The 26,974-nt window shown below is 70.1% G+C and carries 31 protein-coding genes; 22 read left to right on the top strand and 9 right to left on the bottom strand.

The features are described from left to right. Positions 1–78 precede the first annotated feature (78 nt). Positions 79–1,188, top strand: a complete 1,110-nt coding sequence (locus BLW43_RS15345) for a polysaccharide deacetylase family protein (protein WP_093254784.1) — start codon at positions 79–81, stop codon at positions 1,186–1,188. 60 nt (positions 1,189–1,248) lie between these two features. On the opposite strand, the gene BLW43_RS15340 is transcribed toward BLW43_RS15345, so the two are convergent. The 3 genes from BLW43_RS15340 to BLW43_RS15330 form a co-directional block, all read right to left on the bottom strand. Beyond that, on the bottom strand, positions 1,249–1,737 hold the full coding sequence (locus BLW43_RS15340; protein ID WP_093254782.1) for a peroxiredoxin: 489 nt from the start codon (positions 1,735–1,737) through the stop codon (positions 1,249–1,251). A 102-nt stretch (positions 1,738–1,839) separates the two neighbouring features. Beyond that, complete coding sequence (locus tag BLW43_RS15335) at positions 1,840–2,874, bottom strand: NADP-dependent oxidoreductase (RefSeq protein ID WP_093254781.1); 1,035 nt, start codon at positions 2,872–2,874, stop codon at positions 1,840–1,842. A gap of 85 nt (positions 2,875–2,959) precedes the next feature. Next, a complete protein-coding gene (locus BLW43_RS15330; RefSeq protein WP_093254780.1) occupies positions 2,960–3,883 on the bottom strand; it encodes a ring-cleaving dioxygenase in 924 nt (307 codons plus the stop codon). Positions 3,884–4,196: 313 nt separating this feature from the next. Here BLW43_RS15330 and BLW43_RS23635 point away from each other — a divergent pair, with 313 nt between their 5' ends. Continuing rightward, positions 4,197–4,724, top strand: a complete 528-nt coding sequence (locus BLW43_RS23635; RefSeq protein WP_175478940.1) for a low molecular weight protein-tyrosine-phosphatase — start codon at positions 4,197–4,199, stop codon at positions 4,722–4,724. 51 nt (positions 4,725–4,775) lie between these two features. On the opposite strand, the gene BLW43_RS15320 is transcribed toward BLW43_RS23635, so the two are convergent. Next, positions 4,776–5,600 carry a quinoprotein dehydrogenase-associated SoxYZ-like carrier gene (locus BLW43_RS15320; protein WP_093254779.1) on the bottom strand — a complete coding sequence of 275 codons (825 nt, stop codon included), beginning with the start codon at positions 5,598–5,600 and terminating at the stop codon, positions 4,776–4,778. Between BLW43_RS15320 and pqqA the strand changes: the two genes are divergently transcribed. The 17 genes from pqqA to BLW43_RS15235 all read left to right on the top strand — a co-directional run bounded on the left by pqqA (position 5,586) and on the right by BLW43_RS15235 (position 20,023). Continuing rightward, positions 5,586–5,948 (top strand): pyrroloquinoline quinone precursor peptide PqqA, encoded by a 363-nt coding sequence (gene pqqA / locus BLW43_RS24745; RefSeq protein WP_425441187.1) that lies wholly within the window; start codon positions 5,586–5,588, stop codon positions 5,946–5,948. The two genes, BLW43_RS15320 and pqqA, sit on opposite strands and share 15 nt — an antisense overlap. Before the next feature lie 27 nt (positions 5,949–5,975). After that, positions 5,976–6,902 (top strand): pyrroloquinoline quinone biosynthesis protein PqqB, encoded by a 927-nt coding sequence (gene pqqB, locus BLW43_RS15310; protein WP_093254921.1) that lies wholly within the window; start codon positions 5,976–5,978, stop codon positions 6,900–6,902. Continuing rightward, positions 6,899–7,651 (top strand): pyrroloquinoline-quinone synthase PqqC, encoded by a 753-nt coding sequence (pqqC, locus tag BLW43_RS15305; protein WP_093254777.1) that lies wholly within the window; start codon positions 6,899–6,901, stop codon positions 7,649–7,651. The genes pqqB and pqqC overlap by 4 nt, the downstream gene beginning before the upstream one ends. Next, positions 7,648–7,956 (top strand): pyrroloquinoline quinone biosynthesis peptide chaperone PqqD, encoded by a 309-nt coding sequence (gene pqqD / locus BLW43_RS15300; RefSeq protein ID WP_245731069.1) that lies wholly within the window; start codon positions 7,648–7,650, stop codon positions 7,954–7,956. The genes pqqC and pqqD overlap by 4 nt, the downstream gene beginning before the upstream one ends. Continuing rightward, positions 7,953–9,077: a pyrroloquinoline quinone biosynthesis protein PqqE gene (pqqE, locus tag BLW43_RS15295; protein ID WP_093254776.1), complete on the top strand. Its 1,125-nt coding sequence runs from the start codon at positions 7,953–7,955 to the stop codon at positions 9,075–9,077. The genes pqqD and pqqE overlap by 4 nt, the downstream gene beginning before the upstream one ends. 210 nt (positions 9,078–9,287) lie before the next feature. Further along, the gene (locus BLW43_RS15290) at positions 9,288–10,949 is read left to right on the top strand and encodes a methyl-accepting chemotaxis protein (RefSeq protein ID WP_093254774.1); all 1,662 of its coding nucleotides are present in this window, start codon (positions 9,288–9,290) and stop codon (positions 10,947–10,949) included. A gap of 37 nt (positions 10,950–10,986) precedes the next feature. After that, a complete protein-coding gene (locus tag BLW43_RS15285) occupies positions 10,987–11,571 on the top strand; it encodes a hypothetical protein (RefSeq protein ID WP_093254773.1) in 585 nt (194 codons plus the stop codon). Positions 11,572–11,653: 82 nt separating this feature from the next. Then, positions 11,654–13,669, top strand: a complete 2,016-nt coding sequence (locus BLW43_RS15280) for a methyl-accepting chemotaxis protein (RefSeq protein WP_139284087.1) — start codon at positions 11,654–11,656, stop codon at positions 13,667–13,669. A 1-nt stretch (position 13,670) separates the two neighbouring features. Further along, complete coding sequence (locus tag BLW43_RS15275; protein WP_093254769.1) at positions 13,671–13,973, top strand: STAS domain-containing protein; 303 nt, start codon at positions 13,671–13,673, stop codon at positions 13,971–13,973. After that, positions 13,970–14,335 carry a response regulator gene (locus BLW43_RS15270; RefSeq protein WP_093254768.1) on the top strand — a complete coding sequence of 122 codons (366 nt, stop codon included), beginning with the start codon at positions 13,970–13,972 and terminating at the stop codon, positions 14,333–14,335. The genes BLW43_RS15275 and BLW43_RS15270 overlap by 4 nt, the downstream gene beginning before the upstream one ends. Before the next feature lie 40 nt (positions 14,336–14,375). Then, the gene (locus BLW43_RS15265) at positions 14,376–16,622 is read left to right on the top strand and encodes a chemotaxis protein CheA (RefSeq protein WP_093254765.1); all 2,247 of its coding nucleotides are present in this window, start codon (positions 14,376–14,378) and stop codon (positions 16,620–16,622) included. A 5-nt stretch (positions 16,623–16,627) separates the two neighbouring features. Beyond that, positions 16,628–17,095: a chemotaxis protein CheW gene (locus BLW43_RS15260; protein WP_093254764.1), complete on the top strand. Its 468-nt coding sequence runs from the start codon at positions 16,628–16,630 to the stop codon at positions 17,093–17,095. 1 nt (position 17,096) lies between these two features. Then, positions 17,097–17,984, top strand: a complete 888-nt coding sequence (locus BLW43_RS15255; RefSeq protein WP_245731068.1) for a CheR family methyltransferase — start codon at positions 17,097–17,099, stop codon at positions 17,982–17,984. Between the two features lie 5 nt (positions 17,985–17,989). Beyond that, complete coding sequence (locus BLW43_RS15250; RefSeq protein ID WP_093254762.1) at positions 17,990–18,586, top strand: CheB methylesterase domain-containing protein; 597 nt, start codon at positions 17,990–17,992, stop codon at positions 18,584–18,586. Next, positions 18,586–18,975 (top strand): response regulator, encoded by a 390-nt coding sequence (locus BLW43_RS15245; RefSeq protein ID WP_093254761.1) that lies wholly within the window; start codon positions 18,586–18,588, stop codon positions 18,973–18,975. The genes BLW43_RS15250 and BLW43_RS15245 overlap by 1 nt, the downstream gene beginning before the upstream one ends. Before the next feature lie 11 nt (positions 18,976–18,986). Then, positions 18,987–19,514 carry a chemotaxis protein CheD gene (locus BLW43_RS15240; protein ID WP_245731067.1) on the top strand — a complete coding sequence of 176 codons (528 nt, stop codon included), beginning with the start codon at positions 18,987–18,989 and terminating at the stop codon, positions 19,512–19,514. 29 nt (positions 19,515–19,543) lie between these two features. Then, positions 19,544–20,023, top strand: coding sequence for a hypothetical protein (locus BLW43_RS15235; RefSeq protein WP_093254758.1), 480 nt, complete (start codon positions 19,544–19,546; stop codon positions 20,021–20,023). 69 nt (positions 20,024–20,092) lie between these two features. Here BLW43_RS15235 and BLW43_RS15230 read toward each other — a convergent pair whose 3' ends face one another. Then, positions 20,093–20,410 carry a hypothetical protein gene (locus BLW43_RS15230; RefSeq protein ID WP_093254756.1) on the bottom strand — a complete coding sequence of 106 codons (318 nt, stop codon included), beginning with the start codon at positions 20,408–20,410 and terminating at the stop codon, positions 20,093–20,095. A 239-nt stretch (positions 20,411–20,649) separates the two neighbouring features. Between BLW43_RS15230 and BLW43_RS15225 the strand changes: the two genes are divergently transcribed. After that, positions 20,650–21,471, top strand: a complete 822-nt coding sequence (locus tag BLW43_RS15225) for a DUF2189 domain-containing protein (protein WP_093254754.1) — start codon at positions 20,650–20,652, stop codon at positions 21,469–21,471. Between the two features lie 28 nt (positions 21,472–21,499). Here the strand turns inward: BLW43_RS15225 and BLW43_RS15220 are convergent, their stop codons facing one another. Next, on the bottom strand, positions 21,500–21,925 hold the full coding sequence (locus BLW43_RS15220; RefSeq protein WP_093254753.1) for a hypothetical protein: 426 nt from the start codon (positions 21,923–21,925) through the stop codon (positions 21,500–21,502). A 53-nt stretch (positions 21,926–21,978) separates the two neighbouring features. On the opposite strand from BLW43_RS15220, the gene BLW43_RS15215 reads away from it, so the two are divergent. Further along, entirely contained in the window at positions 21,979–23,673 is a 1,695-nt protein-coding gene (locus BLW43_RS15215; RefSeq protein WP_093254918.1) for an NAD(P)H-dependent oxidoreductase subunit E, read from the top strand. Between the two features lie 404 nt (positions 23,674–24,077). Here BLW43_RS15215 and BLW43_RS15210 read toward each other — a convergent pair whose 3' ends face one another. Further along, entirely contained in the window at positions 24,078–24,578 is a 501-nt protein-coding gene (locus BLW43_RS15210; RefSeq protein WP_093254751.1) for a VPLPA-CTERM sorting domain-containing protein, read from the bottom strand. A 509-nt stretch (positions 24,579–25,087) separates the two neighbouring features. Here BLW43_RS15210 and BLW43_RS15205 point away from each other — a divergent pair. After that, on the top strand, positions 25,088–25,792 hold the full coding sequence (locus BLW43_RS15205; protein WP_175478939.1) for a type 1 glutamine amidotransferase domain-containing protein: 705 nt from the start codon (positions 25,088–25,090) through the stop codon (positions 25,790–25,792). Between the two features lie 67 nt (positions 25,793–25,859). Here BLW43_RS15205 and BLW43_RS15200 read toward each other — a convergent pair whose 3' ends face one another. Both BLW43_RS15200 and BLW43_RS15195 read right to left on the bottom strand, forming a co-directional pair. Beyond that, complete coding sequence (locus tag BLW43_RS15200) at positions 25,860–26,378, bottom strand: hypothetical protein (protein WP_093254748.1); 519 nt, start codon at positions 26,376–26,378, stop codon at positions 25,860–25,862. A gap of 241 nt (positions 26,379–26,619) precedes the next feature. Then, positions 26,620–26,880: a hypothetical protein gene (locus tag BLW43_RS15195; protein WP_093254747.1), complete on the bottom strand. Its 261-nt coding sequence runs from the start codon at positions 26,878–26,880 to the stop codon at positions 26,620–26,622. Positions 26,881–26,974 lie beyond the last annotated feature (94 nt).

Genomic DNA, 26,974 nt, shown 5'->3' with positions numbered 1-26,974 from the left:
GTGGCCCGTCGCGCAGGCGCGGTGTAAGGATGGCGCGTGGCGCGCGATGGCGTCAAGCAGCCCAGCCGGAGCGGAACCGTGGCGGAAGGTTCGAAGAGCGCATCGGGGTCGAAGGCGACCGGGTCGGCGCAGGCGCAGGGCGCGCCGAGGACGCGGCGTCGCGGCGGCGGTTTTCTCGGCGGCGCGGCGACCGCGCTCGCCCTCTCGGCGCTGGCTGCGGCGGCGCTGTCGCTGAGCGCGCCGGGCGACGGGCTTCGCGACGGGGCCGCCGACGTTGACGCGGCGGCCCCGTCGCGGACGGCGCTGGAGGCTGCACCCGAGAATGCGCCCGAGCGACAGTCTGCGGCGGCCGGGCCGGCGGCTGCGCCGGCGGAGCCTGTTCCCGACACGCGTGAGATGGAGACTGCGGCGGCTTCCGAGCCGTCGCCGGCGCAGGAGGCGCCGGCGCCGAACTCGGCCGGCGCGACCGCTTCCGGCCCGGCGGTCTCTGGCCCGGCGGTCTCTGGCGCGACGATTTCTGGCGCGACGAGTACTGGCGCCGCCTCCGAAGGCGCGGGCGAAAGCGCGCGGGTCGAGGCGGAGGCCGCCCCTGCGGCGGCGGCGGCGGCGGCCTCGCAGCCGGCCTGGCGCCTGAACGCGGCTGCGCCCGGGCTGGGCGCCGGCGAGGGCGCGCCGGTCGCCGTGGTGATATCGGGCCTGGAGCGACGCGCGCCGCTGGCGCGGCGGGCGCAGGCGCTGGGCGTGCGGACCTTCGCGATCGACCCGCTCGCGCCCGGCGCGGAGGAGCTGGCGCGGGAGGCGCGGGCCGCCGGGCTGGAGTTGTTGTCGATCGGCGCGCCGGCGACGCCGGACCGCTACGCCGGGGTCGTCTTGCCCTCCGCCGAAGCGCCCGCAACGGCCGCCGGCCCAGGGATGCTGGCGCTCGGCCTGAAGCCGGGCGCGGCCCTGCCGCAAGGCGACGCGCCCGCCTTCACCGCCGCGGTCGTGCTGCCGCCGGCCGAGGACCCCGCCGCCGGGGCGCGGGCGCTGCTCGCGCTCCAGGCGGCGTCTGCTGCGTCGGAGGGCCGGGAAATGGTCGTCTACGCGGCCGCGACCGAGGCGAACCTCACGGCGCTCGCCCGTTGGCGGGCGGCGACGGGCGCGCGCGTCACGCCGCTGACGGCCCTGGCGCGCGCGCAGGCGGACTGATCGCCGCGCCTGCGCGTTCGGGCGTGGCGCGGCGGCGCCAGGCCGCCGCCGCGCTGGCGGTCAGAGCGTAGCGAGCACGGCCTCGGCGGTGGAGCGCTCGGCGTCGCCGGGGCTGTCTTCGACCGCGACGCTGCTGACCGCGCCGTTCTCGACGACCATGGCGTAGCGCTTCGAGCGCACGCCGAGCCCGGCGCCTGAGCCGTCGAACTCCAGCCCCAGCGCCCTGGTGAAGGCGGCCTCGGGGTCGGCGACGAGGAGGACGCCGGCCTCCGTCGCGCCGGTCGCCTTGCCCCATGCGTTCATCACGAAGGGGTCGTTGACGGAGACGCACACGATCCTGTCGACGCCCTTCGCCTTGAGCTGGGCGACGTTGGCCACGAAGCCCGGCATGTGGCGCTCGCTGCAGGTCGGGGTGTAGGCGCCCGGCACGGCGAACAGGACGGTGCGGCCCGAGCCGAAGAGCTCGGCGCCCGGCACGTCCCTGATCCCCTCGGAGGAGAAGGTCTTGAACGTGGCGGCGGGAAGGGTGTCGCCTGCGGTGATGGTCATGGCGGGTCTCCTTGTTGAGAGGGACGGCGGAGCGGCGAAGGTCGCGGCATGTGTGATACGTCGGCGATGCGGCGCGGTCATCCCCCGACCTGCGTTTCGCGCTCAGGCGGAGGGCGCGGCGACGCGCACGAGCTGCTTGCCGAAGTTGCCGCCCTCCAGCATCGAGATGAACGCCTCCGGCGCCGCCTCCAGCCCTTCCGCCACGCTCTCGCGCCAGCGGATGCGGCCCTCGCGCAGCATCGGCGCCACTTCCTGCAGGAAGATCGGCCGGCTGGCCTCGTGGTCGAAGATGATGAAGCCCTGCGCGCGCAGCCGGCGGGTGAGGATCAGCCGCCAGACCGGGGGCAGCGGCATCGGGTCGGCCGCGCCCCGGCCCGAATACCAGCCGATCATCCCGCACACCGCGATGCGGCCGTGGACGTTCATCAGGGGGAGCACGGCGGCGAGCGTGGCGGCGCCGACATTCTCGAAATAGACGTCCACGCCCTGCGGCGCGGCCTCGGCGATGCGCGCGGAGAGCGTCGCCGCGTCGGCGCCGCGATGGTCGAGGCAGGCGTCGCAGCCGAGCTTCTCCACCGCATAGGCGCATTTCTCCGCGCCGCCGGCGACGCCGATGACGCGCATCCCCTTGATCCGCGCGAGCTGACAGGCCAGCGAGCCGACCGCCCCGGTCGCGGCGGAGACGACGATGGTCTCCCCGTTGCGGCCCTCGCCGATCTCGTTGAGGCCGACCCAGGCGGTGTGGCCGGGCATGCCGAGCACGCCGAGCGCCGTCGAGACCGGCCCCAGCGCGGGGTCCACCCTGCGCACGCCCGCGCCGCCCGAGACGGCGTGGCTCGTCCAGCCGAAACGGCCGGCGACGATTTCGCCCACGGCGAAGCCGGGGTGGCGCGAGGCGACGACCTCGGCGACGCACTCGCCCTCCATGGTCCCGCCAAGCGGAACCGGCGGGGCGTAGGAGGCGACGTCGTCCATCCGCCCGCGCATGTAGGGGTCAAGCGAGAGCCACAGCGTGCGCGCGAGGAACTCTCCCTCGGCGGGCTCTGGAACCGGCGCCGTCTCCAGCCGGAAGTCGGTCGGTCTCGGCGCGCCCTGCGGCCGGGCGGCCAGCGCGATTCGCCTCATCTCGTCCGCCATCGCGGGTCCTCCGGCCACTGCGCCTTCCCGGCGACGCGCGAGCCTGCGCCCGGCCGCGCCCCGCTGTCGAGCCCCCGGCGGCGACTCAGCCGGCCAGAGGCGGCAGCGCCGCCTCGATGCGGTCGCGCAGCGGCTCGTGCCGGCGGGGCAGCTTCAGCGCCTCTCCGAGGCTCTCGAACGGCTCGTCGACCGCGAAGCCCGGCTCGTCGGTCGCCACCTCGAACAGGACGCCTCCGGGGGTGCGGGCGTAGATCGCCCAGAAATAGTCGCGATCGATGGGTTCAGTCACGCGCAGGCCGTGCGCCTCCATCGCGGCGCGGACCGCAAGCTGCGCGGCGCGGTCCTTCACCGCGAAGGCGACATGGTGGACGGTTCCCGCGCCGTCCGATCCCTGCGGCTCGTCGGGGTTCTCCCGCACGTCGACGACCCCGGCCGCCGAGCCCGGCAGCCGCCAGCGCGTCAGCCCCGGCGCGGTCGCTTCCCAAGCGTATCCGAACAGCCGCAGCACCTCTCCCACGCCGGCCCCGTCGCTCAGCGACAGGGTGACGCCGCGAAAGCCGCGGATCGCAATCGCCGGGTCGATCTCTGGCGTCGTCCACGGCGCGCGGGCGTCCTCCGTCTCGACCAGAGCGAAGAGCAGGCCGTCGGGATCGGCGAAGAGCGCCGCCGCGTCGCCGAAGGGCGCCTCACCGTCGACGGGCGTTGCGCCGAGGCCCGGCAGCCGCGCGCGCCAGAAGGACAACGCCCCCGGCGGCACGGCGAACTGGGTCAGGGCGACCTGCCCGGCGCCGCGCCGCCCGCGGCGCGCGCCGGGCCACACGAAGAAGGTCATCACCGTCCCTGGCGCTCCGGCGCCGTCGGCGTAGTAGAGGTGCCAGGCGCCCGGATCGTCGAAATTGACCGTCTGCTTGACGCGCCGGAGCCCGAGGGCATGGCTGTAGAAGCGGTCAGCGCCAGAGGCCGAGGACGCGATGGCGGTGACGTGGTGCAGCCCCTCGACGTGGGTCATGCTCGGCTCCTTTCGGCTGGCGCAACGACATGGCGGGACATCGTGGCGCAGCGTATTCAGGACAATGCCGGCCTTGCTCCACAGATTGTTTCTTGCGGAAGGCGCTGCGCCGCCCTTTCGCGCCTGCTCCGTCGCACGCGCCTGCGACGGGCGCCCCTCGGCAATCGCCATGCCATCAGCGCGTCAACCGACTGGCGGGCATCGACGCCGGGTCTCTCCGACCCTTGCGCGGCGACCTGCCCGCAGACCGCGGCCGGCGGCTTCCCGATTGCGGCGGCCCCGATGCGTTATACTATGTTCACAGGCGGACAACGTGCTAACTTTCAGCAAAATGCTGGCAACCGGAGTGCGAGGGGTCGATTTGAGTCAGGGCGTGCCGCATTTTTTGATCGTCTGCTACGGCAACATATGCCGCTCACCCATGGCGCAGGGCATATTCGAGCGTCTTGGGCGGAGCATGTGCGCGCCGTTGGCAGTCGACAGCGCCGGCGTCAGCGGCTGGCACGCCGGGTCGCCGCCGGACCCGCGGGCCATGATCGCCGCGGCGCGCCGCGGCGTCGACATCACCAACCAGCTTTCGCGCGGCCTCCGCGAGGCAGATTTCTTCGAGGCGGACCATATCCTTGCAGTGGATCGGCGGGTCTTTGCGACACTGCGGCTGCGCGCCCCGGCCGGGATGCGCGCACGTTTGGGGATGCTGATGGAGCTCGCGCCGGACGGAGACATTGAAGTTCCCGACCCGTACAACGACGGTGCGGAAGTCTTTGATGCGATCTACGACCAGATGGAGCGCGGGGCTCGCGCGCAACTCGAGCATGTCCTGCTGGCGACGGTGCGGTGACGCGCGCCACGGTCCCGCATTCAGGCGGGGCGCGCTGGATGTGCGCAGGCGTCAGCTGCCAAGCGCGGCCGGGAACACCCCGGTGTACTCGTCGCCGTCGGTGTCGGCCGCCCGCACTTGGAAGGGTTCCTCGCCTGACGGCGTGAAGCTGAACCGGATGCTCGGATCCTCGCTGAGCGAAATGCCGCCCCGCATCCGGAACATCAGCTGCTCGCCCTGCACGACCTCGAGTTCGTCGACGAAATAGGCCGGGATGTGCAGGTGAGTGACCTGATCCATCTGGAAGCCGGAATACTGGGGATGGCGCAGCATGACCTGCGCCTCGGGCCGGGCCGCGTCGGCGGCAGGAAACACCCGCAGCTTCATCTGGCCGGCAGCGGCGAGGGCGGCCTCCGCATCCTTCAGGTTCGGGGCGGAGCAGCCTCCGGACGCCTTGACGAAGCGCGCCGCGCCGAAGAGTTCGCCGTCGTCCAGCTCGGCGATCACCCGCACGTTCGAATAGGCGTCGACGCGGATGCGCGTCGAAAGTTCGATCGTCCTGCCGAGGCCCGGGCCGGGCGTGAACTCCGCGGCGACCGGAGCCGGGTTCTCGTCGATGATGATCTGGAAGGAGCGCACGGTTTTGCCGAGCGGCGGCGCGATCCTGATCTCGATCGGGACCACGGCGGCGTCGTGGGCGCGGTAGGGCGCTTCGAGGGTTATCATCTCGCCGGCTTCCGCCACCGCGCGATCCGCGAAAATCAGACGACGAAGCTCGTCCCACGATTCGCTCTCGGCCGAGGCGGTCGCCCGCAGGTCGCCGGGTGTTTCTCCGCCTGCCGCGAAGGCCGGGCCGGACGCCAGCGCCAGCGCGGCGGCGAGATGGATGAGACGCATGAGAACCCTCAATCTGCTGCTGCTGACGATATGAACCCCGATGATTACCGAATCCATCGCTGCTGGGAAGTCAATTCGACCGTGATGTTGCGCTGCGGCAAGTATGTTGCGCAGCAAAATATGCTCTTATTTGATGAGAGTCACCTGAGAGCGGCGTACGGCACGCTTGACGTAATTCGGTTGTCTCGCGAAATGTGTGGCGAGCACGGCGGTGAGCGTCGTGTCGCCGAACGAAACACCATGGAGGAAATCATGGCCTGGACCGCTCCGATGATCGACGAAGTGACCTGCGGCATGGAAGTCAACATGTACTTCCCGGCCGAGGACGAGGCGGGCGACCTGCTCTGATCCACGTCTGAGGGAGGGCGCATGGCCATGGCGCTGCGCGCCCTCATTCTCGGCGCCGCCGCGGGAGGCGGACTGCCGCAGTGGAACTGCAACGGCGCCAACAGCGCCGGCTTCTGGGGCAGGGGCGACCGATTGTCGCCTGCGACGCAGTCTTCGCTCGCCGTGTCCGTGCGCGACGGGGAGTGGGTGGTGCTGAACGCGTCTCCCGACATCCGCGCGCAGATCATGGCCCGGCCGCAGCTTCAGCCGCGTGACCCCGCCGCCCATGGCCTGCGCGACACGCCGATCGCGGCGGTCGTCCTGACCAACGGCGACATTGACCACATCGCCGGCCTCCTCACGCTGCGCGAGAAGCAACGGTTCGATCTGTGGACGACGCCGGTGATCGCCGACATCCTCCGCGCCAACCCGATCTTCGACGCGCTGGACCCGACCTGCGTCGCGCGCCGTGAAATCGGGCTCGACGCGCCTTTCGAGCCGGTTCCCGGTCTGACCCTCGAACTGTTCGCGACCCCCGGCAAGACGCCGCTGTTTCTCGAGGGCGCGGCCGGCGACGCGGTGCAGACCGATGTCGAGGGCGAGCAGACGGTCGGCGTGCGCCTGAGCGACGGAACGCGCGAGGCGTTCTACGTTCCCGGCTGCGCCAGGATGACGCCGGCGCTGGCCGCCCGGCTGCGCGGCGCGGCGCTAGCGTTCTTCGACGGAACGGTTTTCCACGACGATGAGATGATTCGCGCCGGGGTGGGTCACAAGACGGGCAAGCGGATGGGCCACATGGCGATGGCCGGGCCGGACGGCTCGCTCGCGGCGTTCGCCGACCTCGACGTGAAGCGCAAGATTTTCGTCCACATGAACAACACCAATCCCGTCTGGCGCAAGGACAGCGCCGAGCGCGCCGAGGTCGAGGCGGCGGGGTGGGAGATCGCCCATGACGGGCTGGAGGTGACGCCATGACCGTGATGACGCCCGACCAGATGGAGGCCGCGCTGCGCCACATCGGCGAGACGCGCTATCACCATCTCCACCCGTTCCACCAGATGCTGCACTCGGGCGAATGCGACAAGGATCAGGTGCGCGCCTGGGCGCTCAACCGCTTCTGCTACCAGCGCATCATTCCCCTGAAGGATGCGACGGTTCTGGCGCGGATGGACGACACCGTGCTGCGTCGCGTCTGGCGGCAGCGCATCGTGGACCATGACGGCGAGATCGGCGACGCGCCCGAGGGCGGCCTGCGCCGCTGGCTGGCGCTGACCGACGGGCTGGGTCTCGACCGCGACTACGTCACCTCGATGGAGGGCGCCCTGCCAGCGGTGCGCTTCGCCTGCGACGCCTACATCGCCTATGTCCGCGACCGCACGCTGCTGGAGGCCGTCGCCTCCTCGCTGACCGAGATGTTCTCGCCGATGATCATCAAGGCGCGGGTCTCGGGGATGCTGAAGCACTACGACTTCATCAACGAGGACGTGCTGCGCTACTTCCGCAACCGCCTGACGGAGGCGCCGCGCGACGCCGACTTCGCGCTGGAATACGTCAAGAAGCACGCGACGACGCCCGAGACGCAGGCCGCGGCGCTCAAGGCGCTGGAGTTCAAGTGCGCGATGCTTTGGACGCAGCTCGACGCGATCCAGCACGTCTATGTCAACGGGGCCCCGGCGCCCGGCGCCTGGCGACCGGGAGAGGCGCTCGTCGCCGAGGCGGCGTGACTGGCGCCGCGCCGGCCGCCGAGGCGCCGCCGATCGACGGGAGCGCCCGGCCGTTCCTGCCGCGCGGCGTGCGGCTGAAGTTCTGCGAAGTGCGCAAAAGCTGGTTCCTGCTGGCGCCGGAGCGGGCCCTGAAGCTCGACCAGACCGGCGTGGCCGTCCTTCAGGCGGTTGACGGAGAACGCGATTTCGACGCGATCACCGCGCATCTGGCGGCGGCGTTCAACGCGCCGCACGACCGGATCGCCGCGGATGCGGGGCGCTTCCTCGCCGCGCTGATCGCCAGACGAATGGTGGAGACGGCATGAACGACCAGAGCCCGATCGCCCGGCCCGAGTTCGACCCGCAGGCCGCGCCTGCGCCCATGGCGATGCTGGCGGAGCTGACGCACCGCTGCCCGCTGAAGTGCCCCTACTGCTCCAACCCGCTCGACCTCGCCCGCCGCTCCGAGGAGCTGACGACCGAGGAGTGGGTCAGGGTGTTCCACGAGGCGGCGCGCATGGGTGTGCTGCAGCTTCACCTCTCAGGCGGCGAGCCCGCGGCGCGGCGCGACCTGCCGGACATCCTGACGGGCGCGGTGGAGGCGGGGCTCTACAGCAACCTCATCACCTCCGGCGTCGGCCTGACCGAAAAGACCTACGCGGAGCTGGTGGCGCGCGGTCTCGACCATGTGCAGCTGTCGATCCAGGGGACGGACGCCGAGACGGCGGACCGGATCGGCGGCTACAGGGGCGGCTTCGACGCCAAGCTGCGCGTGGCGGAATGGATCGGCGCGTCCGGCGTGCCGCTGACGGTGAACGCGGTGATGCACCGTCAGAACCTCGACCGGCTTGAGCAGACCATCGAGCTCGCGGTCCGTCTCGGCGCGCGGCGGCTGGAGATCGCGCACACGCAGTATCACGGCTGGGCCTACCGCAACCGCGCCGCGCTGATGCCGACCGCCGCCCAGGTGAAGCGCGCCGGAGAGATCGCGCGCGAAGCCGCAGTGCGCCTCAAGAACGTGCTGGTGATCGACTACGTCACGCCTGACCACCTCGCCACCTATCCCAAGCCCTGCATGGGCGGCTGGGGGCGCGTCGGGCTCAACGTGACGCCGACGGGCAAGGTGCTGCCCTGCCACGCCGCCGAGACGATCACCGCGCTCAGCTTCGACAACGTGCGCGACAGGCCTCTGGCCGAGATCTGGGAGCGCGGCGAGGCGTTCACCGCCTATCGCGGCGTGGACTGGATGCCCGACCCGTGCAAGTCCTGTGACCGCCGCTTCAAGGACTGGGGCGGCTGCCGCTGCCAGGCCTTTGCGTGGAACGGCGACGCGGCGACGGTCGACCCCGCCTGCTCCAAGGCGCCGAACCATGCGCAGATGCGCGAGGCGGCGCTCGCCGAAGGCGGCGAGGCGCATCAGGACGCCTTCGACTATCGCGTGATGTGATCGGCCGTCGCCTGACCGCAGCGGCCGTTTACTGACCGGCGGATTCGCTCCGCAGGCTTTCCCGATCGGGCGATAGCCAAACGCGCCTGCGCTTTGGTGGGCATCCCTACAATGGTGCACATTTTGCGGCCCTCCGCAGCCGGCGTTTAACTACACGTTCAGCGCCGACAGGCCTCATCGCCATGTATCCAAGCGGTGGGGAGAACGGCGATGATATCCGCCGATCACAACAGCAATAATCCGCGCGAGCGCGTCGCGGCGCCGCTTGGCGCGCTAGCGCTGGGGGCTTCGGCGCTTGCGCTAGCCGGATCGGGCTACGCTGCGCTGGGCGGCGGCGCCGCAGGGGTCTACACGGCCGCGGCGGCTGCGGGAGTGGCCCTTCTGGCGAGCGCCGGCGCCCTGTTGCTGGGGCGCGGGGCGGCGCTTTCGGCGGGCCAATACAATCAGGCGAAATGCTGGCGCGCCGCGCTCGACGCCGCCTCGTCGCAGATCATGATCGCGGACCCCGATCTGAACATCACCTATGTCGTGCCGAGCCTGGAGAGGTCCCTTGAAAAGTCCGGCGCCTACTGGCGCAACAAGGGCCTGACCGACATCAGCAAACTTGTCGGCATGAACATCGACGTCTTCCACAAGAATCCGGCGCACAACCGGCGCATGCTGCAAGGCATGAATGCCGAGATGAAGGCGAAGATCGAGTTCGACGGCCGCAGCTTCGATCTGAGCGTCTCGCTGATCGGCAACGACGCCGGCGGGCATGACGGGTACATTGTCGAGTGGATCGAGAAGACCGAGCAGCTTCGGTCGAGCGCGGTGATCGCCGACGTCATCGGTCAGGCCCGTCACGGCGACTTCGACAGCCGCATCGAAGTCAACACGCTGACGCCCGAGACGCAGATGGTGGCGCGCGCGCTCTACGAGATCTACGACCTGCTCGGCGGCTATCTGCGGCAAATGCGGGACGTTCTTTCGCGGCTGGCCGACGGCGACCTCACCCATCGCATGCCCGCCCATGGCGAGGGGCTGTTCGGGGAGCTCGCGGGCGCGACCAACTCCACCGTCGATCAGCTGGCGAGCCTCGTCTCCCGGATCAAGACGACCGCGGAGGCGCTGCGCGCCGCGACCGGCGAGATCGCCGAGGGGTCCACGCAGCTTTCCAGCCGGGCCGAAAGCCAGGCGGCGTCGCTGGAGGAGACTGCGGCGACCATGGAGGAGATGGCCTCCACCGTCCGCTCCAACGCCGAGAACTCCGAGCGGGCGAACGGGCAGGCGACGGATGCGGCGACCAAGGCCGTCAACGGCCGGGCCGTCGTCACCGAGGCGGTTTCGGCGATGGATCGGATCGAGAAGAGCTCCGGGCGGATCTCCGACATCACCGCGCTGATCGACAGCATCGCCTTCCAGACCAACCTGCTCGCGCTGAACGCCTCCGTCGAGGCGGCGCGCGCCGGCGAGGCGGGCCGGGGCTTCGCCGTGGTCGCCTCGGAGGTGCGCACGCTCGCCCAGCGCTCTGCCGACGCGGCGCGCGAGATCAAGGAGCTCATCGCCGAAAGCTCGACGCATGTCAGCAGCGGCGTCGATCTCGTCAACCGGTCGGGCGAGGCGCTGGACGGCATCACGTCGTCGATCACCAGCCTCGCCGAAAGCATCGCGGAAATCTCGTCCGCAAGCCGCGAACAGAGCGCCGGCGTCGAGGAAATTTCCTCGGCGGTAACCCGAATGGACGAAATGACCCAGCAGAACGCCGGTCTCGCGGAGCAAAGCGCGACGGCTGCGCGCACGCTGGAGAACCAGGCCGCCGAACTCGGCGAGCTCGTGAGCGTCTTCCGCCTCGAAGGTGGGGGAGGCCGCGTGATGCACGCGGCCGAATGAACCCCGAAACCGAAGCCGTCCCGAAAGGATGCCGAAAATGAAGAACGCAGTCTCCTTCCTCGCCCTCTCGGTCGCCCTCGGCGCCGCCGTCCCCGCCGGCGCCTCGCAGGACCTGACGGCCGCGATCGGCGCGCTGGTGGAGGAGGGCTTCCGCGCCCAGGTCGCCAATCCGGCCGTTCTCGCGGCGCTGGCGGACCAGAACGACGCCAACAAGGGCCTCAGCGAGGCCGAGATCGACGCGCTGGACAAGACCTGGCGCGCGGAAGTCGCCGCAGGCGGCGGCGCGATGATCGACGCCGCCCTCGCCAGCGCCGCCTCGGCGACCCTCAAGGAGATGCAGGCCGCGAGCCGCGGGCTGATCACCGAGATCTTCGTGATGGACGTCGTCGGGCTCAACGTCGCCCAGAGCGGCCTGACCTCCGACTACTGGCAGGGCGACGAGGCCAAGTGGCAGAAGACCTATCCGGTCGGTCCCGACGCCGTGTTCGTCGACGAGGTCGAGCTCGACGAGTCGACCCAGACGCTCCAGAGCCAGGTCAGCTTCACCCTCGTCGACCCCGCCAGCGGCGCGCCTGTCGGCGCCGTCACCATCGGCGTGAACGTCGAGCTTCTCGGTCTCTGAGCCGTCTCGTCTGCGGCTCCGCCCCGGCGCGCCGGGGCGGCAATCTACGGACGTCGTGAAAATGGGAGTGCTTGAGATGGCCATGAGTGGCGGACCGGCGGCGGCCGGCGGCGGCATCGGCAGAAAGGTCGCAACGGTCGCGGCATGCGTGATCGTGCTCGGCGTCGGCATTCTGGTCGCCCTGCAGTTCGTCGCGCTGCGGTCCGCCGCGGTGAACGCCAGCATGGGCGCGCAGCATGCGACGGTCACGCTGATGGCCGATCAGATGGCCGGCGGCGTGAAGTGGGGCCGGCTGGAGGTCGTCGAGGGCGTTCTCGATCGGCTGCTCGGCCAGAAGGGCGGGGGCGTGCGCCACGCGCTCGTCGTTTCCGCCGCGGGCGATACCCTGGTCGAGCGCGGTTCGATCGACGCCGCCGGGCTGGAGACCCTCGCCCGGGCCCGCCAGACGGGCGCGATCGCGGTCGGCGCTTCCGGCGATCTGAAGCATATCGCATTGCCGATCGGCGACGTCGGCGCCCTCGTCACCACATGGGACGAGAGCGACGTGACCGCCGCCGCGACCGGCAGCGCGCTGCAGTCCAGCCTTGCCGGGCTGGTGATCGCGGCGCTGGCGATCGCTGTGATCCTGATCTTCGTCTCCCGCGTCGTGACCCGGCCGCTCGGCGAGCTGAGCGACGCCATGGACAAGCTCGCCAGCGGGCAGCTCGACCTGGAGATCCCCGAGAGCGGGCGTCACGACGAAGTCGGCCGCATCGCCGCCGCGCTGCATCAGTTCCGCGCCGCCGCGATCGAGAAGATCGAAATGGAGCGGGACTCCGCACAGGCCCGCGCCTCACGCGACGCCGAGCGCGAATCGGCGGAGTCGGAACGCGCGGCGCTGCTGCGCGAGCAGGCCGACATGGTGTCGGCGCTGGCCGCGGCGGTGTCGCATCTCGCGGCGGGCGACCTGACCCATCGCGTGTCGACCGCTTTCCCCGCCGAGCACGGGCGCCTGCGCGATGAGCTGAACGCCGCGTTCGAAGCGCTCCAGTCCTCCATGACGCAGATCGTTGAGAACGCCGCTGCGGTCAACGTCGCGACGGTCGCCATCACCTCGGCCGCCGAGGACCTGTCGGCGCGCACCGAGAGCCAGGCGGCGAGCCTTGAGGAGAGCGCCGCCGCCATCGAGGAGATCGCCGCGACCACCCGCAAGACCGCGGACGGCGCCTCGGCGGCTTCGGCCACCGTGGCCCGCGCCAAGGGCGAGGCCGAAAGCGGCGGCGAGGTCGTCCGCGACGCGGTGGCCGCCATGAGCGAGATCGAGGCGTCCTCCGAGAAGATCGGCCAGATCATCGGCGTGATCGACGAAATCGCTTTCCAGACCAACCTGCTGGCGCTGAACGCCGGCGTCGAGGCCGCCCGCGCCGGCGAGGCGGGCCGCGGCTTCGCGGTCGTCGCCTCGGAGGTGCGCGCGCTTGCGGGCCGATCGGCCGACGCCGCCAAGCAGATCAAGGATCTCATCCTGTCCTCGAAGGAGCAGGTGGAGCGCGGCGTGAAGCTCGTGGACGGCGCCGGCGCCGCGCTGGAGCGGATCATCTCGGGGGTCTCCGAGATCAACGCCGCGGTCGGCGAGATCGCCATCAGCGCCCAGGAGCAGGCGTCCGGCCTGCAGGAGGTCAGCGGCGCCGTGGGCCAGATGGATCAGTTCACCCAGCAGAACGCCGCGATGGTCGAGCAGGTCACCAGTTCGGTGCGCTCGCTCTCGTCCCAGGCCGATGCGTTCGCCAGCCTCGTCTCGCGCTTCAAGACCGGCGCGAAGCCGGCGGCAAGGCAGGCCGCGCCTAAGCCTGCCGCCGCGCCCAGGCCGGTGGCGGCGCCGAAGCCTGCCGCGACGCCGAAGCCTGCCGCGGCGCCGAAGCCTGCCGCGGCGCCCAGGCCGGCCGCAGTCAGAATGGCCCCCGCGCCCGCCAGCCCGAAGCAGCCGGCCCAGCCTTCCGGCGGCGTGACCCCGCTGCGGCCCGCCGAACCCAAACCGAAGCCCAAGGCGACGCCGGCCGCGCCGGCCGCCCCGATACGCGCAGCCGCCGGGGGCGGCGACGCAGGATGGGAGGAGTTCTGAGATGAAGGATCTTGCCGACGAAGGCGCGACGCGCCTCGCCTTGCCGGACGTGCTCGACAGCGCGGCGGCCCCCGGCCTCGCCGACAGCTTCCGCACCGTGCGCGGGGCGGCGGTGACGGTCGACGGGGGTGCGGTCAAGCGGCTCGGCGGCCTCTGCGCCCAGGTGCTGCTCTCTGCGGCCGCAAGCTGGCGCGCCGACGGTTCTGAACTGAATCTTGAGAATCCTTCGGAAGAAATGACCGACGCGCTTCGTCTGATGGGCCTGGAGCCCGCCAGCCTCACCTCCGGAGACCATACTGCATGACCCAGACCGTTCTCACCGTCGATGACAGCCGGACCATGCGGGACATGCTCCGCGTGACCCTCGAGGAAAGCGGCTATCGCGTTCTTCAGGCGGCCGACGGCCTCCTTGGCCTCGAGGTGCTGCGCGACGTGGTGCCCGACGTCATCGTGACCGACATCAACATGCCGAACCTCGACGGCTTCGGCTTCATCGAGGCCGTGCGCGGCGACCGGCGCTTCGCCGGCGTGCCCATCCTCGTGCTGACCACCGAGAGCTCCCAGTCCCTGAAGGACCGGGCGCGCAAGGCCGGCGCCACAGGGTGGATCACGAAGCCCTTCGAACAGTCCAAGCTCGTGGACGTCGTTCGCAGGGTTGCGGCCTGACGGGGCTTTTCCCCGCAGGCCCTGAATTCAGGAGACAGGCATGAGCGACGCGCTGGAATCTCTTCGTCAAACCTTCTTCGAGGAGTGCGAGGAACAGCTCGCAGAACTCGAATCGGGCCTTCTGCAGATGCAGGACGGCGCGACCGACAAGGAGACGGTCAACGCCGTCTTCCGGGCGGTGCATTCCGTGAAGGGCGGCGCCGGCGCGTTCAAGCTGACCACGCTGGTGAGCTTCGCGCATGTCTTCGAAACGGCGCTGGACGAGATCCGCGCCGACCAGCTCGACCCCGGCCCCGAACTCATGAAGGCCATGCTGCGCGCCAGCGACGTGCTGGCCGACCTCGTGTCGGCTGCGCGCAGCGGCGAGGAGGCCCCGGAAGGCAAGTGGAAGCCGCTCGCCGACGAGATCGCCTCGTTCTGCGGCGGCGGCGCGGTCCCCGCACCCGCCGCAGCTTCGGCCGAGGCGGCGACGCCCGCGGACGACGGCGGCGCCTTCGCGCCGATGCCGATGGCCATCCCCGGCCTCGGCCAGCCCTCGGGCGGCGACTTCACGCCGACGCCGATGGCGCTGCCGACGCTGCAGCGCGCGCCGCAGGGCAAGGTGTTCAACATCTTCTTCCGCCCAAAGGTCGAGCTCTACGAGAAGGCGAACGACGCCGTCGTGCTGTTGCGCGAGATCGGCCGCCTCGGCGAGATGCGGGTCATCTGCGACCTCGCCGCCGTGCCCCTGCTCGACCAGCTCGATCCGCTCGGCGCCTGCCTGGCCTTCGACATCAAGCTCCGGACGGAGAAGGACGATCGCGCGGTCCGCGACGTCTTCGAGTTCTGCGAAGAGGACTGCGAGCTGACCATCGCGCCCGGCAAGGACGATGAGGAGCCGATCGCGCCACCCGCCGCGCCGAAGGGGCCGACGGAGGCGGAGACGGCGCTCCTGCGCTCCTTTCGCCCCGCCGAAGTGACGCCCGAGCCCGAGCCCGAGCCGGAGTCCGCCGCTCAGCCGGCTCCGGCCGCCGACGGGCCCAAGCCGGGGGCCAAGGCGGAGGAAGGGGCTCAGGCGCGCGCCGCCTCCGCCGCGCCCGGCGCGACGATCCGCGTCGATCTCGACCGCGTGGACCGTCTCATCAACCTCGTGGGCGAGCTCGTCATCAACCAGGCGATGCTGGCGCAGGCCGTCAAGGGCGGCGAGGGCGACAACGACCCCGCCATCGCGAGCGGTCTGGACGAACTGGACCAGCTCACCCGCGAGATCCAGGAAAGCGTGATGGCGATCCGCGCGCAGCCGCTCAAGCCGCTGTTCCAGCGCATGAGCCGGATCGTCCGCGAGGTCGCCGACGCCACGGGCAAGAAGGTCAGGCTGGTCACGGAAGGCGAATGGACCGAGGTCGACAAGACCGTTGTCGAGCGCCTCGCCGACCCGCTGACCCACATGATCCGGAACGCCATCGACCACGGGCTCGAGAAGCCCGAGAAGCGCGTCGAGGCCGGGAAGCCCGAGGAGGGCGTCGTCCGCCTCGCTGCGGCGCATCGTTCGGGGCGCGTGGTGATCACGATTTCCGACGACGGCGCCGGCGTGAACCGCGACAAGGTCAAGGAGATCGCAGCGGCGAAAGGGCTCATCCCGACCGATGCGCAGCTCACCGAGAGCGAGATCGACAACCTGATCTTCCTGCCGGGTTTCTCGACGCAGACCGCCGTCTCGGCGATCTCGGGGCGCGGCGTGGGCATGGACGTCGTGAAGCGGTCGATCCACGCCCTGTCTGGCCGCATCTTCCTCAAGTCCCAGCGGGGCAAGGGCTCGGAGTTCACGCTCTCGCTGCCGCTGACGCTGGCGGTGCTCGATGGCATGGTCGTCGCCGTGGAGGGCCAGACCCTCGTGGCGCCGCTCAGCGCCATCGTAGAGACGCTGAGCCTCGACCCCTCCAAACTCCGCCCGTTCGGCGAGAACGGGTGCGTGCTCGCCGACCGCGACGGCTTCGTTCCGCTGATCGACACGGCGTCCGAACTCGGCTTCCGCAGCCCGCGCAACCCCGCGAGCCTCGAGAAGGGCGTCGCGCTGATGGTCGAGAGCGAGGGCGGCGGACGCACTGCGCTGGTGGTGGACGAGATCCAGGACCAGCGGCAGGTCGTCATCAAGAGCCTCGAGACCAACTACGGCCGCGTGCCGGGCGTCGCCGCCGCCACCATTCTGGGCGATGGGCGCGTCGCGCTCATCCTCGACGTCGATGCGCTCGTCGCCCGCGCCAAGGGCGCCCAGAGCGCCGATCCCTTCCTCGCAGCAGCCGGGTGAATGCCATGACTCAGAGCAAAGACGTCTCCCCCAACATGCCCAAGGAACTGGTGGCGTTCCGGATCGGCGCCCAGGAATACTGCATCGACATCATGGCGGTGCGGGAGATCCGGGGCTGGACGCCGGCCACGACGCTGCCCCACGCGCCGCATTTCGTGCAGGGTGTGATCAACCTGCGCGGCGCGGTGCTGCCCATCGTCGACCTCTCCTCGCGGCTCGGCCTTGGCGAAGCCGAGCCGACGGCCCGTCACGTCACGATCGTCACGCAGATCGGCGAGCAGGTCATGGGGCTGCTCGTGGACGCGGTGTCGGACATCCTCAACATCACGGCCGACCAGCTGCTCCCCACGCCGGAAGTCGCCTCAGAGACCACGCGCCAGTTCGTGAAGGGCGTGTTCGCGCTGGAGGGCCGCATGATCAGCCTCATCGAACTCGATCAGGTGCTGCCCAGCTTCGACCGAGAGGCCGCCTGACGTGACCGCGCCCAGCGCCCTCGCGGCCGCGATGTCCGCCGCCGAGATTTCGCGGGACGCTGCGCCCCGCGAATTCTCCTTCAGCGCGGCGGAGTTCGGCGAGATCGCCCGGCTCCTCCGCGCCGAGGCGGGCATCGACATGCCGCCGGCGAAGGAGCCGCTTGTCTATGCGCGACTGGCCAAGCGGCTGCGCGCGCTGAGGCTGCGGACGTTCAAGGAGTATCTCGCGCTCGTGACCGAGCCGGGCTCTCCGGAACGCGCGCAGATGCTGGCTGCGCTCACCACCAACGTCACGCGCTTCTTCCGCGAGCCGCACCACTTCGAAGACCTCCGTCGCAAGGTTCTGCCGCCGCTGGCGGAGCGGGCGAAGGCTGGCGGGCGCGTGCGCATCTGGTCCGCCGGCTGCTCCACGGGCATGGAGACCTACTCCATCGCGATGTGCGTGCTCGAAGCGATCCCCGACGCGGCGAGCCGCGACGTGAAGATCCTCGCGACGGACATCAATCCGAAGGTGCTCGCCGAGGGCGCGGCGGGCCGCTATCCGGCCGACGCCCTGCGCGACGCGCCGGAAGTCCTGCGGTCGCGCACCTTCGAGAGCGTGGAGGGCGGGCAGCTTCAGGCGAACGCGGCGATGCGGTCGCTCATCACGTTCCGCGAGCTCAATCTGATGGGCGACTGGCCCATGAAGGGCCCCTTCGACATCCTGTTCTGCCGCAACGTCGCGATCTACTTCGACGAGGAGACGCAGCAGCGGCTGTGGAAGCGTTTCGCCGACCTGCTGCCGCCCGGCGGACGCCTCTGCATCGGCCATTCGGAGCGCATCGCAGGGCCGGCGTCGGCCATGCTGATCAGCGACGGCGTCACCTCCTACGAACGCAGCGGGGGCTGAACCGCATGTGCCGGCGTCCCACCAGGCTGATCGCGATCGGCGCCTCGACGGGCGGCGTCGAGGCGCTGGTCACGGTGTTGTCGCGGTTTCCGGCGAACACGCCGCCGACGGTCGTGGTGCAGCACATGCCCCAGAACTTCACGGGCAGCTTCGCCGCAAGGCTGGACACTCTCTGTGCGCCGAGCGTGGCGGAAGCCTGGGACGGCGCGCCGCTGGAGCAGGGCCGGATCTATGTCGCGCCGGGCGGCGCCACGCATCTCGAGGTCGAGTGGGGCGCCGTGCGCTGCGTGCGGCTCACACCGACGCCGCCGGTCAATCGCCATCGTCCTTCGGTCGACGTGGCGTTCCACAGCATCGTGCGGGCGGGCGCCTCGGGCGTGGTCGCCGCGCTTCTCACCGGCATGGGGCGCGACGGCGCCGAAGGGCTTCGCGCCATTCGGGCGGCCGGCGGCCGCACCATCGCACAGGATCGCGCGACCTGCGTCGTCTTCGGCATGCCGCGCGCCGCAATCGAGATCGGGGCGGTCGACGTCGGCACCCCGCTCGAGTCCATCGCCGACGAAATCTTTTCAAACGAACTCGCAACGAAGGAGGCCATCTGATGGCGCTGAAGGAACTTCTCGAAGTCGCGGTCGTCGACGACACGTCGGTGAGCCGTGGCCTGCTGGTCGCCGCGCTCGAAGAGATCGGCCTGCGCAACATCGAGATCTACAAGAACGGTCAGGAGGCGCTCGACGGACTCAAGCGCCACCCCCGGCATCTGGTGATCTCGGACATGAACATGCCCAAGCTCGACGGGCTTCAGCTTCTGGAGGCCCTGCGCGGCCATGAGCCGACCAGCCAGGTCGGGTTCGTGCTCGTCACCGGCCGCAGCGACGCGACGCTCATCGAGCGCGGACGCCAGTTCCGGATGAACAACTATCTGGAAAAGCCGATCGATGCGCCGAAGATGAAGCGCTGCATCGAGGCCATCGTCGGCTCGATCGACTGACGGCGCGCCCAGTGTCCTCAAAGCGCATCACCGTCATCCAGGGCGAATGGGTCGTCTCGCGCGATCCCGAAGTCGTGCTGACGACCGTCCTCGGTTCCTGTGTCGCGGCCTGCATCCGCGACGCGGAGGCCGGGGTCGGCGGCATGAACCACTTCCTCTTGCCGGACGGGGGCGAGGGCGCGCGAAAGGGCGATGCGGAGCGTTACGGCGTCCATCTCATGGAGCTTCTCGTGAACGGCCTTCTGAAGCAGGGCGCGCGCCGCGAAAGGCTCGAGGCCAAGCTGTTCGGCGGTTGCGCCTTCATGTCCGGGCGCTACGCCGTCGGGGCGAGAAACGCCCAGTTCGCCGAGCAGTTCCTGCGCGATGAGGGCATCGCCTATCTCGGCGGCAGCGTCGGCGGCGCACAGGGGAGGCGCATCGAGTACTGGCCGGTGACGGGTCGGGCGCGACAGATCTTCCTCAAGGTGGACGCCACGCCTCCGCCGCAGCCGAAATCCGTGCGCCGCGAACCCGTCGGCGGCGACATCGAACTGTTCTGACGCAAGAGCAAGCCGGCAGGAGCGAGCCCATGAGCCGAACCGTGACGACGCCCGACTGGGCGCGCCCCGAATACGATGGCGCCGAGCCTGCCCTCGGCGAAGCCTCGTCACGCCCGCATCCGCTCGCGGACCCGCGGGAACAGGGCGGCGCGCAGGATGTCGCGCCGGTCGCCGCCTATCTGATGAGCGTGTCGGTGGAGCTGCGCGCGCTTCAGAAGACGGCGTCGGACCTTGAGACGGCGGTTGGCGACCTCGTCGCCCACGCCAATGCGCACATGCTGCCGCATCTGCGCGGCCTTCAGGAACTCGATCGGCTGTCCCAGCATCTGGGCGGGCTCTCGGACTTCCTCGAAACCCTCAGCGAGCAGTCCGGCGCTGGCGGTGAGATCGACGCCGGCCCGGCGCTGTCGCGCATCAAGCTCGGGCGACTGGCGGACGCCCTGTCCGGCCGTGCGCCGCATACCGGATGGCCGGGAGACCAGAGCGGCGGCGACGTGGACCTGTTCTGACCTCGCCCCGTAGCGGCCGCCACTGGGCGGCCGCTACGGGGCGGCCGTCGCCCCGCGCTGCGAATCCTCTCAGGCGACCGGGATCTCGGAGCAGTCGATCACGCTGCTGTCGCGCCTGACGACCGCGACGCTGGCGCCTCCCTCAAGAGGCTCGGCTTCGACGCCGCCGGGCGTGTCCCAGATCCTCCAGCAGGAGAAGGCGTTGGCGTAGAGGAAGCAGACGCCGCCGTTTCGTGGCGCCCACACGCCGCGGACGCACGCCCCGCCGGCAGGCTTCCAGAGGACTTCTCCGCGCTCGAAGTAGCTTTCGGCCCCGAAGGCGCGGCCATTCTCCTCGAAATGCAGGGTCCAGCCTTCGCTGAAGGCGCGGAACTCCTCCGGCGACATCTGACGTCGCGTGTCGCGTTCCTCCCCGTGCGCCGCCAAGGTCGCGCACAGAAGATACGCGGCCAGAAGGGCGCCTGATCGGACGAACATCGTCGGAGTCTAGCGGCCGTGCTGCGCGCCGTCGAGAAGATCGTCGGTTTGAGCGCGGTCAAGGCGCCTGGCGCGGCGGCGTGGACGCATGGCGGAATGCGCCGCTGTGGCGTATCGTGGTGCTACAAGAAACATGGGAGGCTGCGGCCATGTCGGACGCAAATGCAGGCGCTGACGATCTCGTTGGCGCGCGCGTGGTTGGCGAACTTGCGCGCCGCGCGCCGACGATCCGGACGATCACCGTCGAAGACGTCTCTGCCGCGCTGCGCGAGGGGGCGGAAGATTTCCGGGCGATGCCGGCGTTCGGCATGGCGATCGGGCTGCTGTTCGCCATTGGCGGCATGGCGATGCTGGCGCTGGCCTACCAGTACGACATGGTGGTGCTGGTGTTCCCGATGCTGGCGGGCTTCGCGCTGATCGGCCCCTTCGCCGCGATGGGGCTCTACGAGGCGAGCCGGCGCCGCGACGCCGGCCAGGCGGTCGGCCTCGGCGACCTTTTCAACATCCGGCGCGCGACGACGAACGTGAACATCCTGTTCCTCGGCTTCATCCTGCTTTTCGCCGTCTTCGTCTGGCTGCGGGTGGCGCTGCTGATCTACGCGCTGTTCTTCGGCCTCTCGCCGACGCCGCTCGACCATCTGCTCTCGGAGGTGTTCACCACCGTCAACGGCTTCACCTTCATGCTGGTGGGCAACGCGGTCGGCGCCGGGTTCGCCTTTGTGGTGTTCTCGATCACCGTCGTCTCGTTCCCCTACATGCTGGAGAAGGACGTCGACCCGGTGACGGCGGTGGCGCTCTCGGTCTCGGCGGTGGCGAAGAACCTGATGCCGCTGCTCGGCTGGGGCCTGTTCGTCGCCATCGCGCTTGCCGCGTCATGGCTGCCGTTCTTTCTCGGCCTGATCGTGGTGCTGCCGGTGCTGGGCCACGCCACCTGGCGGCTCTACAAGCGGATGATCGTGCATCCCGACTGACGCCCCGGCGCGGCCCGCGGCCGTCGCGTCAGCTTGAAAGCGGCGGCTCGCAGCTCAGCGGCTCCGTGGTGATGCGCTCGATGACCTGCTCAGCTCCGTCGCCGAGCGGCAGGGCGAGCAGCATGTCGCCGCGGCGGACATGCCGGAAACAGTCCATGCCCGTGTAGGAGAAGCAGAAAACCCCATCCGCATAGACCCACGGCGCCGTCACGCAGTCGCCATCGGCGGATACGAACGTCGCGCTGTCGCGGTCGGCGTGGAAATATTCGCGGCCCCAGTGTCGCCCGGCCAGGGAATAATGGACGGTGCGGCCCTCCGTCATCTGGCGCCATTCCTGCAGTTCGATCACCTGATCGCCCTCGGCGAGTTCTCCGGCGAAACCGATCGCAGGGCTCGCGGCGGCGATCGTCGCTGCGGCCAGGAAGGCTGCGGCGGTGCGGTGGAACTGGGGCATCGGTCGTTTCTCCGGCGGTGCGTCTGGCGAGAAGATAGGGAGTGTTCGCGAACATGTCTCCGTTGGATGGGAAGGCCGGGGTCTGGAAATCGGCGCGCGGCAAGGGGCGCACCGGCGTCAAGGGGCGCGGCCTCGACGACGCCGCTCTGGCGGAGGTCCGCGCGCTGCTTGGCGACCGGCCGCGCCGGCGCGACCTGCTGATCGAGTTCCTGCACCTGATACAGGACGCCCACGGCCGCCTCGGCGCCGCGCATCTGCGCGCGCTCGCGGAGGAGATGCGGCTCAGCCAGGCGCAGGTGTACGAGGTCGCCACCTTCTACGCGCATTTCGACGTGGTGCGGGAGGGCGAGGCCGGGCCGCCCGCGCTGACCATCCGCGTCTGCGACAGCGTGAGCTGCATGCTGGCGGGCGCCGAGAGCCTGCGCGCCGCGCTCACCCAAGGCCATGACCCGCAGGCGGTGCGCGTCGTCCGCGCCCCCTGCATGGGGCGGTGCGACGCGGCGCCCGTGGTCGAGGTCGGCCACAACCACATCGACCATGCGACGCCGGAGACCGTCTCCGCCGCCGTCTCGGCGGGCGACACGCATCCGGAAATGCCGGATTATCAGACTCTTGAAGCCTACGCCGCCGCCGGTGGCTACGCGACGCTCAAGGCGCTGCGCGGCGGCGCGCGCAGCGTCGACGAGGTGCAGGCCGACGTGCTGGAGGCGGGCCTGCGCGGCATGGGCGGCGCGGGCTTTCCCGCCGGGCGCAAATGGGGCTTCGTGCGCGGCGCGGAGGGGCCGCGTCATCTCGCCGTCAACGGCGACGAGGGCGAGCCCGGCACGTTCAAGGACCGCTGGTTTCTGGAGCGCGAGCCGCACCGCTTCCTGGAGGGGATGCTGATCGCGGGCTGGGCCATCGAGGCGCAGACCTGCTTCATCTACATGCGCGACGAATACCCGGCGGTGCTGGAGATCCTGCGGCGCGAGATCGCGAAGCTCGAGGCCGCCGGGATCGTCGCGCCGGGCCACATCGACCTGCGGCGCGGCGCCGGCGCCTACATCTGCGGCGAGGAATCCGCGATGATCGAGTCGATCGAGGGCAAGCGGGGCCTGCCGCGCCACCGACCGCCCTATGTCGCTCAGGTCGGCGTCTTCGGCCGCCCGACGCTGGTGCACAACGTCGAGACGCTGTGCTGGATCGCCACCATCGCCAAGGAGGGGCCGGGCGCCTTCAACGACCACGGCGCCAACGGGCGCAAGGGGTTGCGGAGCTTCTCGGTGTCGGGCCGGGTGCGCGAGCCGGGCGTGAAGCTGGCCCCGGCGGGCGTGACGATGCGCCAGCTCATCGACGAGCATTGCGGCGGCATGGCCGAGGGCCACAGCTTCAAGGCCTATCTGCCGGGCGGCGCGTCAGGCGGCATCCTGCCCGCGACGATGGACGACATCCCTCTGGATTTCGACACGCTCCAGCCGCATGGCTGCTTCATCGGCTCCGCGGCGGTGGTGGTGTTCTCCGACAGGGACTCGATGAAGGACGTCGCCCTCAACCTGCTGAAGTTCTTCGAGGACGAGAGCTGCGGGCAGTGCACGCCGTGCCGCGTGGGCTGCGAGAAGGCCGTCAAGCTGATGGCTGCCGAGAAGTGGGACCGCAAGCTGCTGGAGGAACTCGGCCGCGCGATGGAGGACGCCTCGATCTGCGGTCTGGGCCAGGCGGCGCCGAACCCGATCCGCTCGGTGCTGCGGCACTTCCCGGACGAGGTCTGAGCGAACCCTGCGCGCGGCGGCCCAGAGGGGGCGCCGCCGCGCAGGACCCCGCGGCTCGGGCGCGAGCCCGCGATGGGACGGGCGCCCCCGCGATCGCCGTCATGTTCCCGACGCAGGCGGGGACGGCGCTGCGCCTTCCGGCGACCGGGGCGCCCAACGCGCCGGGAGACAGGCGTTTTCACGGTGCGCTGTGGCGGGGTCTTCGCGGCGATCCACGCTGACCGCGTCATCCCCGAAACCTGCGCAGAACGGCGTGCTGCCCCGGAGCGGGGCCGTTCCTGGTCGATCAGGCGCTGCACGCGGTTGCGGCGATATCGGGACGAAGACGAGTACCAAGGCGGGGCGGCGGAAAAGAAAAGCCCCGGCTTGCGCCGGGGCTCAAAGGTCTCGTCGTGATGCGAGGGTCAGGCCGCCTTGCGGCGCGACAGAGCCGCGATGCCGCCGAGACCGGCGAGGAGCATCCACGCGGCGGCGGGCAGCGGGATCGGCGACGCGGTCTGGACCGCGGTCAGGTTCACGCCGTCGATGCGGGCGTTCCCTCCGTTGGTGGTGTAGAAGGTGATCGAAGACACCGCTTCGAAAACCGCGCCGAAATCATAAAAGTGGGTGGTGTTCTTCGCGAACGCAGGCACGGAGAACGACACGATGTTTTCCGGCGCCGCGCCCGTTTCGCCCACAAAGAGCGTGTTGCCGACGCCATTGCCGAGAAGACGGAACGACATCGAGTCGAGGTCGAAAAGGCCGCCATCCACTCGGGTCAGGACAGACGCCTCATTGTTGTTGAGCGCCAGGCAAGGTCCGCTGATCGGGCAGTTGCCGTTGACGATCCGCGCATCGGCGATGCTGAAGCCGTCTTCGATGTACGGGTTCGCATCCGCGGCGTCGAAGTCGATCGTCGTCGCCATGGCGGTCTAGCACATGACGAACAGCGCCGTTGCGGCCACCGAAACGACGGCGAAAAACTTAACCATATTTCCGAGCCTCCACATCCAAGACAGGAGGGTTGCATGAAGCTTCTCCGCCTTTGTGTCAATTTGCTTCGGTCCCGGCGGCGGCAATTACAGCCGAGGGTTGAGTTGGCCGGCTGGGTCGATCTGCCGCCGGATGTGTTTAGCCACCCGGCGGGGCGCCAGTGGCGGTATGCGCGCGCCGCGTCGGGGCTCGGGCGGCGAATCACCGGCGGCGCCCGCCGCTTCGCAGCAGCCCGAATGCGCGGATGGATCCCCGCGCGGGGACGGCGCCGGGCCGATTTGCAAAACCCGTCGCGACACCCTATCTTGCACCGCACAAGGCGAGCGGGCTCTCCGCGCGTCATTCGCGCCCGTCACTCTTCGGCTGGCTCCAGCGCCCCTCGCGAGGCGGCAGGGGCCTTTGAATGCCGGGCCGGCGCGACCAACCAGCGACGGAGTTGCTCATGGCGCAGACGCGCATCCTTATGGTTTTGACGTCCAACGACCGCACCGGCTTCAACGGCGGCCCCACCGGCCTGTGGCTCGACAGCTTCGCGGCCCCCTTCTACGCCTTCGAAGACGCCGGGCTGGCTCCCGAGATTGCGACCATCAAGGGCGGCGCGCCGGCCATCGACCCCGCCTGCGAGACCGACGAGGCGCTGACCGAGGCGGTGCGCCGCTTCCGGGGCGACGCGCGGCTCACCGAAGGACTGACCGCGGCGCCGGCGCTGCGCAAGGTCCAGATCACCGCCTACGACGCGATCTTCCTGCCCGGCGGCCGCGGCGCGATGTGGGACTTCACGGCCTGCCCCGAGCTGACCGTGGCGCTGGAGCAGTTCGCGCTCAAGGCTCGGCCCATCGGCGCCGTCGGCCATGGCGTCGCCGGCCTGACGCCGGTGATGGACCCGCGCGGCCAGCCGCTGACGCGCGGCCGCAAGGTCGCCTGCTTCACCGACGCCGAGGAGGAGGCCGAGGGCTACGCCGGCGCCATGCCCTACTCGCTGGAAGGCAAGCTGCGCTCGCTGGGCGCCGAGGTCGAGCCGACCGCGCCGTTCACGCCGAACGTGGCGGTGGACGAGCTGCTGGCGACCGGGCAGAACGCTGCCTCCGCGATGGGTGTGGCCGAGGCGCTGGTCGAGATCGTGCGCGGCGTGCGCGTCGCGGCCTGATCAGGGCCAGCGAGGATCAGAGGGGGCGCGCCGGGCGGAAGCTTGGCGCGCCCTTTTCGTTTGCGGGTCAGCCCCGCGTCAGCTCGATCCACTGGGTCGTGTTCGCCATGTTGACGAGCAGGATGTCGTCGTCGCGGTGGTACGGCAGGAACCAGTTCCCGTCGTCTTTCTCGCCCATCACGATGATCCGCGGCAACCTCGCATTACGATCGGAGCTCAGGGTGTCGAAGCGGGCGAAATCGCCCGGACCCGTGGCGCCGCTCCCATACGTCAGCGTCTTGTCGGGATTGAACGTGACCGTTCCCCACTCGCCCTTTTGCGTGCGGAAGGTCCATCGCCCGCCGATGCGCGTTTCGGCGGCGGGCGGCAGCGTCCACCCCACCCCCTCTGCGAGCGATCGGGTGCGCTCAATGTCGTTGGGCTCGATCAAGCCGGGCAGGGCGGCGATCAGCGCCTCGCGGCTGCCGGGCGCGGCGGCGACGGGGGGGCCTGAGCCGGCCGTCTCGGTGCAGCCCGCCAGCGCTGCGGTGCAGAGCGCTGCGGCGAGCAGTGTGCGCCGGCCCGGAAGAATGCTATCGTCGTGCAAATGAGCTTCCGTGTCTGGGCCGCCGGTTTCGTGCGGCGGGGCGGATGGTCGCCGAGAGGACCGACAGATCGCAAGGAGATCCGATGCCGTCGCCAGCCGCGCGGGCTCTCCGCTCGTGCCGAAAGTCCGGTGGCGGAGACTATCTCGACCTAATTCGGGGCGAGCGCGCCGCGGCCTGCTCGGCCAGACACCGGAAGCGTCGGCCGCGCGCCGAGCGCGCTCGTTTTTATGGGCGGAGCCATCAGTCGCGCGTCAGTTCGATCCAGTAATTCTTGTCATTTATGGCGACCAGAAGAATGTCGTTGTCGCGGTGATAGGGGTGGTACCATACTCCGTCGTCCTTTCCTCCCAGATTGCCGTCCTTTGCGCCAAGAATGACGATCATTGGCCAGGTTGCGTCAACGTTAGAGGTGAGCAATTCAAACTTCTGAAAACTGTCCGGGCGCGCGCCGCCGGTTCCGTAGGTCAGCGTCTTGTCATCGTTGAAGGTGATCGTTCCCACCCAAGTTCGACAACAGATTGGCTAAGTGATTGAAATTGCGAACCCGCGTTTGGCCTTTTTGCCACAACCGCTGATCGTCAGGCAGGCTTTGGAA

This window comes from Rubrimonas cliftonensis, from assembly GCF_900107585.1.
In the GTDB taxonomy this organism is placed as follows: domain Bacteria; phylum Pseudomonadota; class Alphaproteobacteria; order Rhodobacterales; family Rhodobacteraceae; genus Rubrimonas; species Rubrimonas cliftonensis.
Note: the sequence above shows the minus strand (reverse complement) of the source record. Positions and strands in the feature narration are given on the sequence as shown.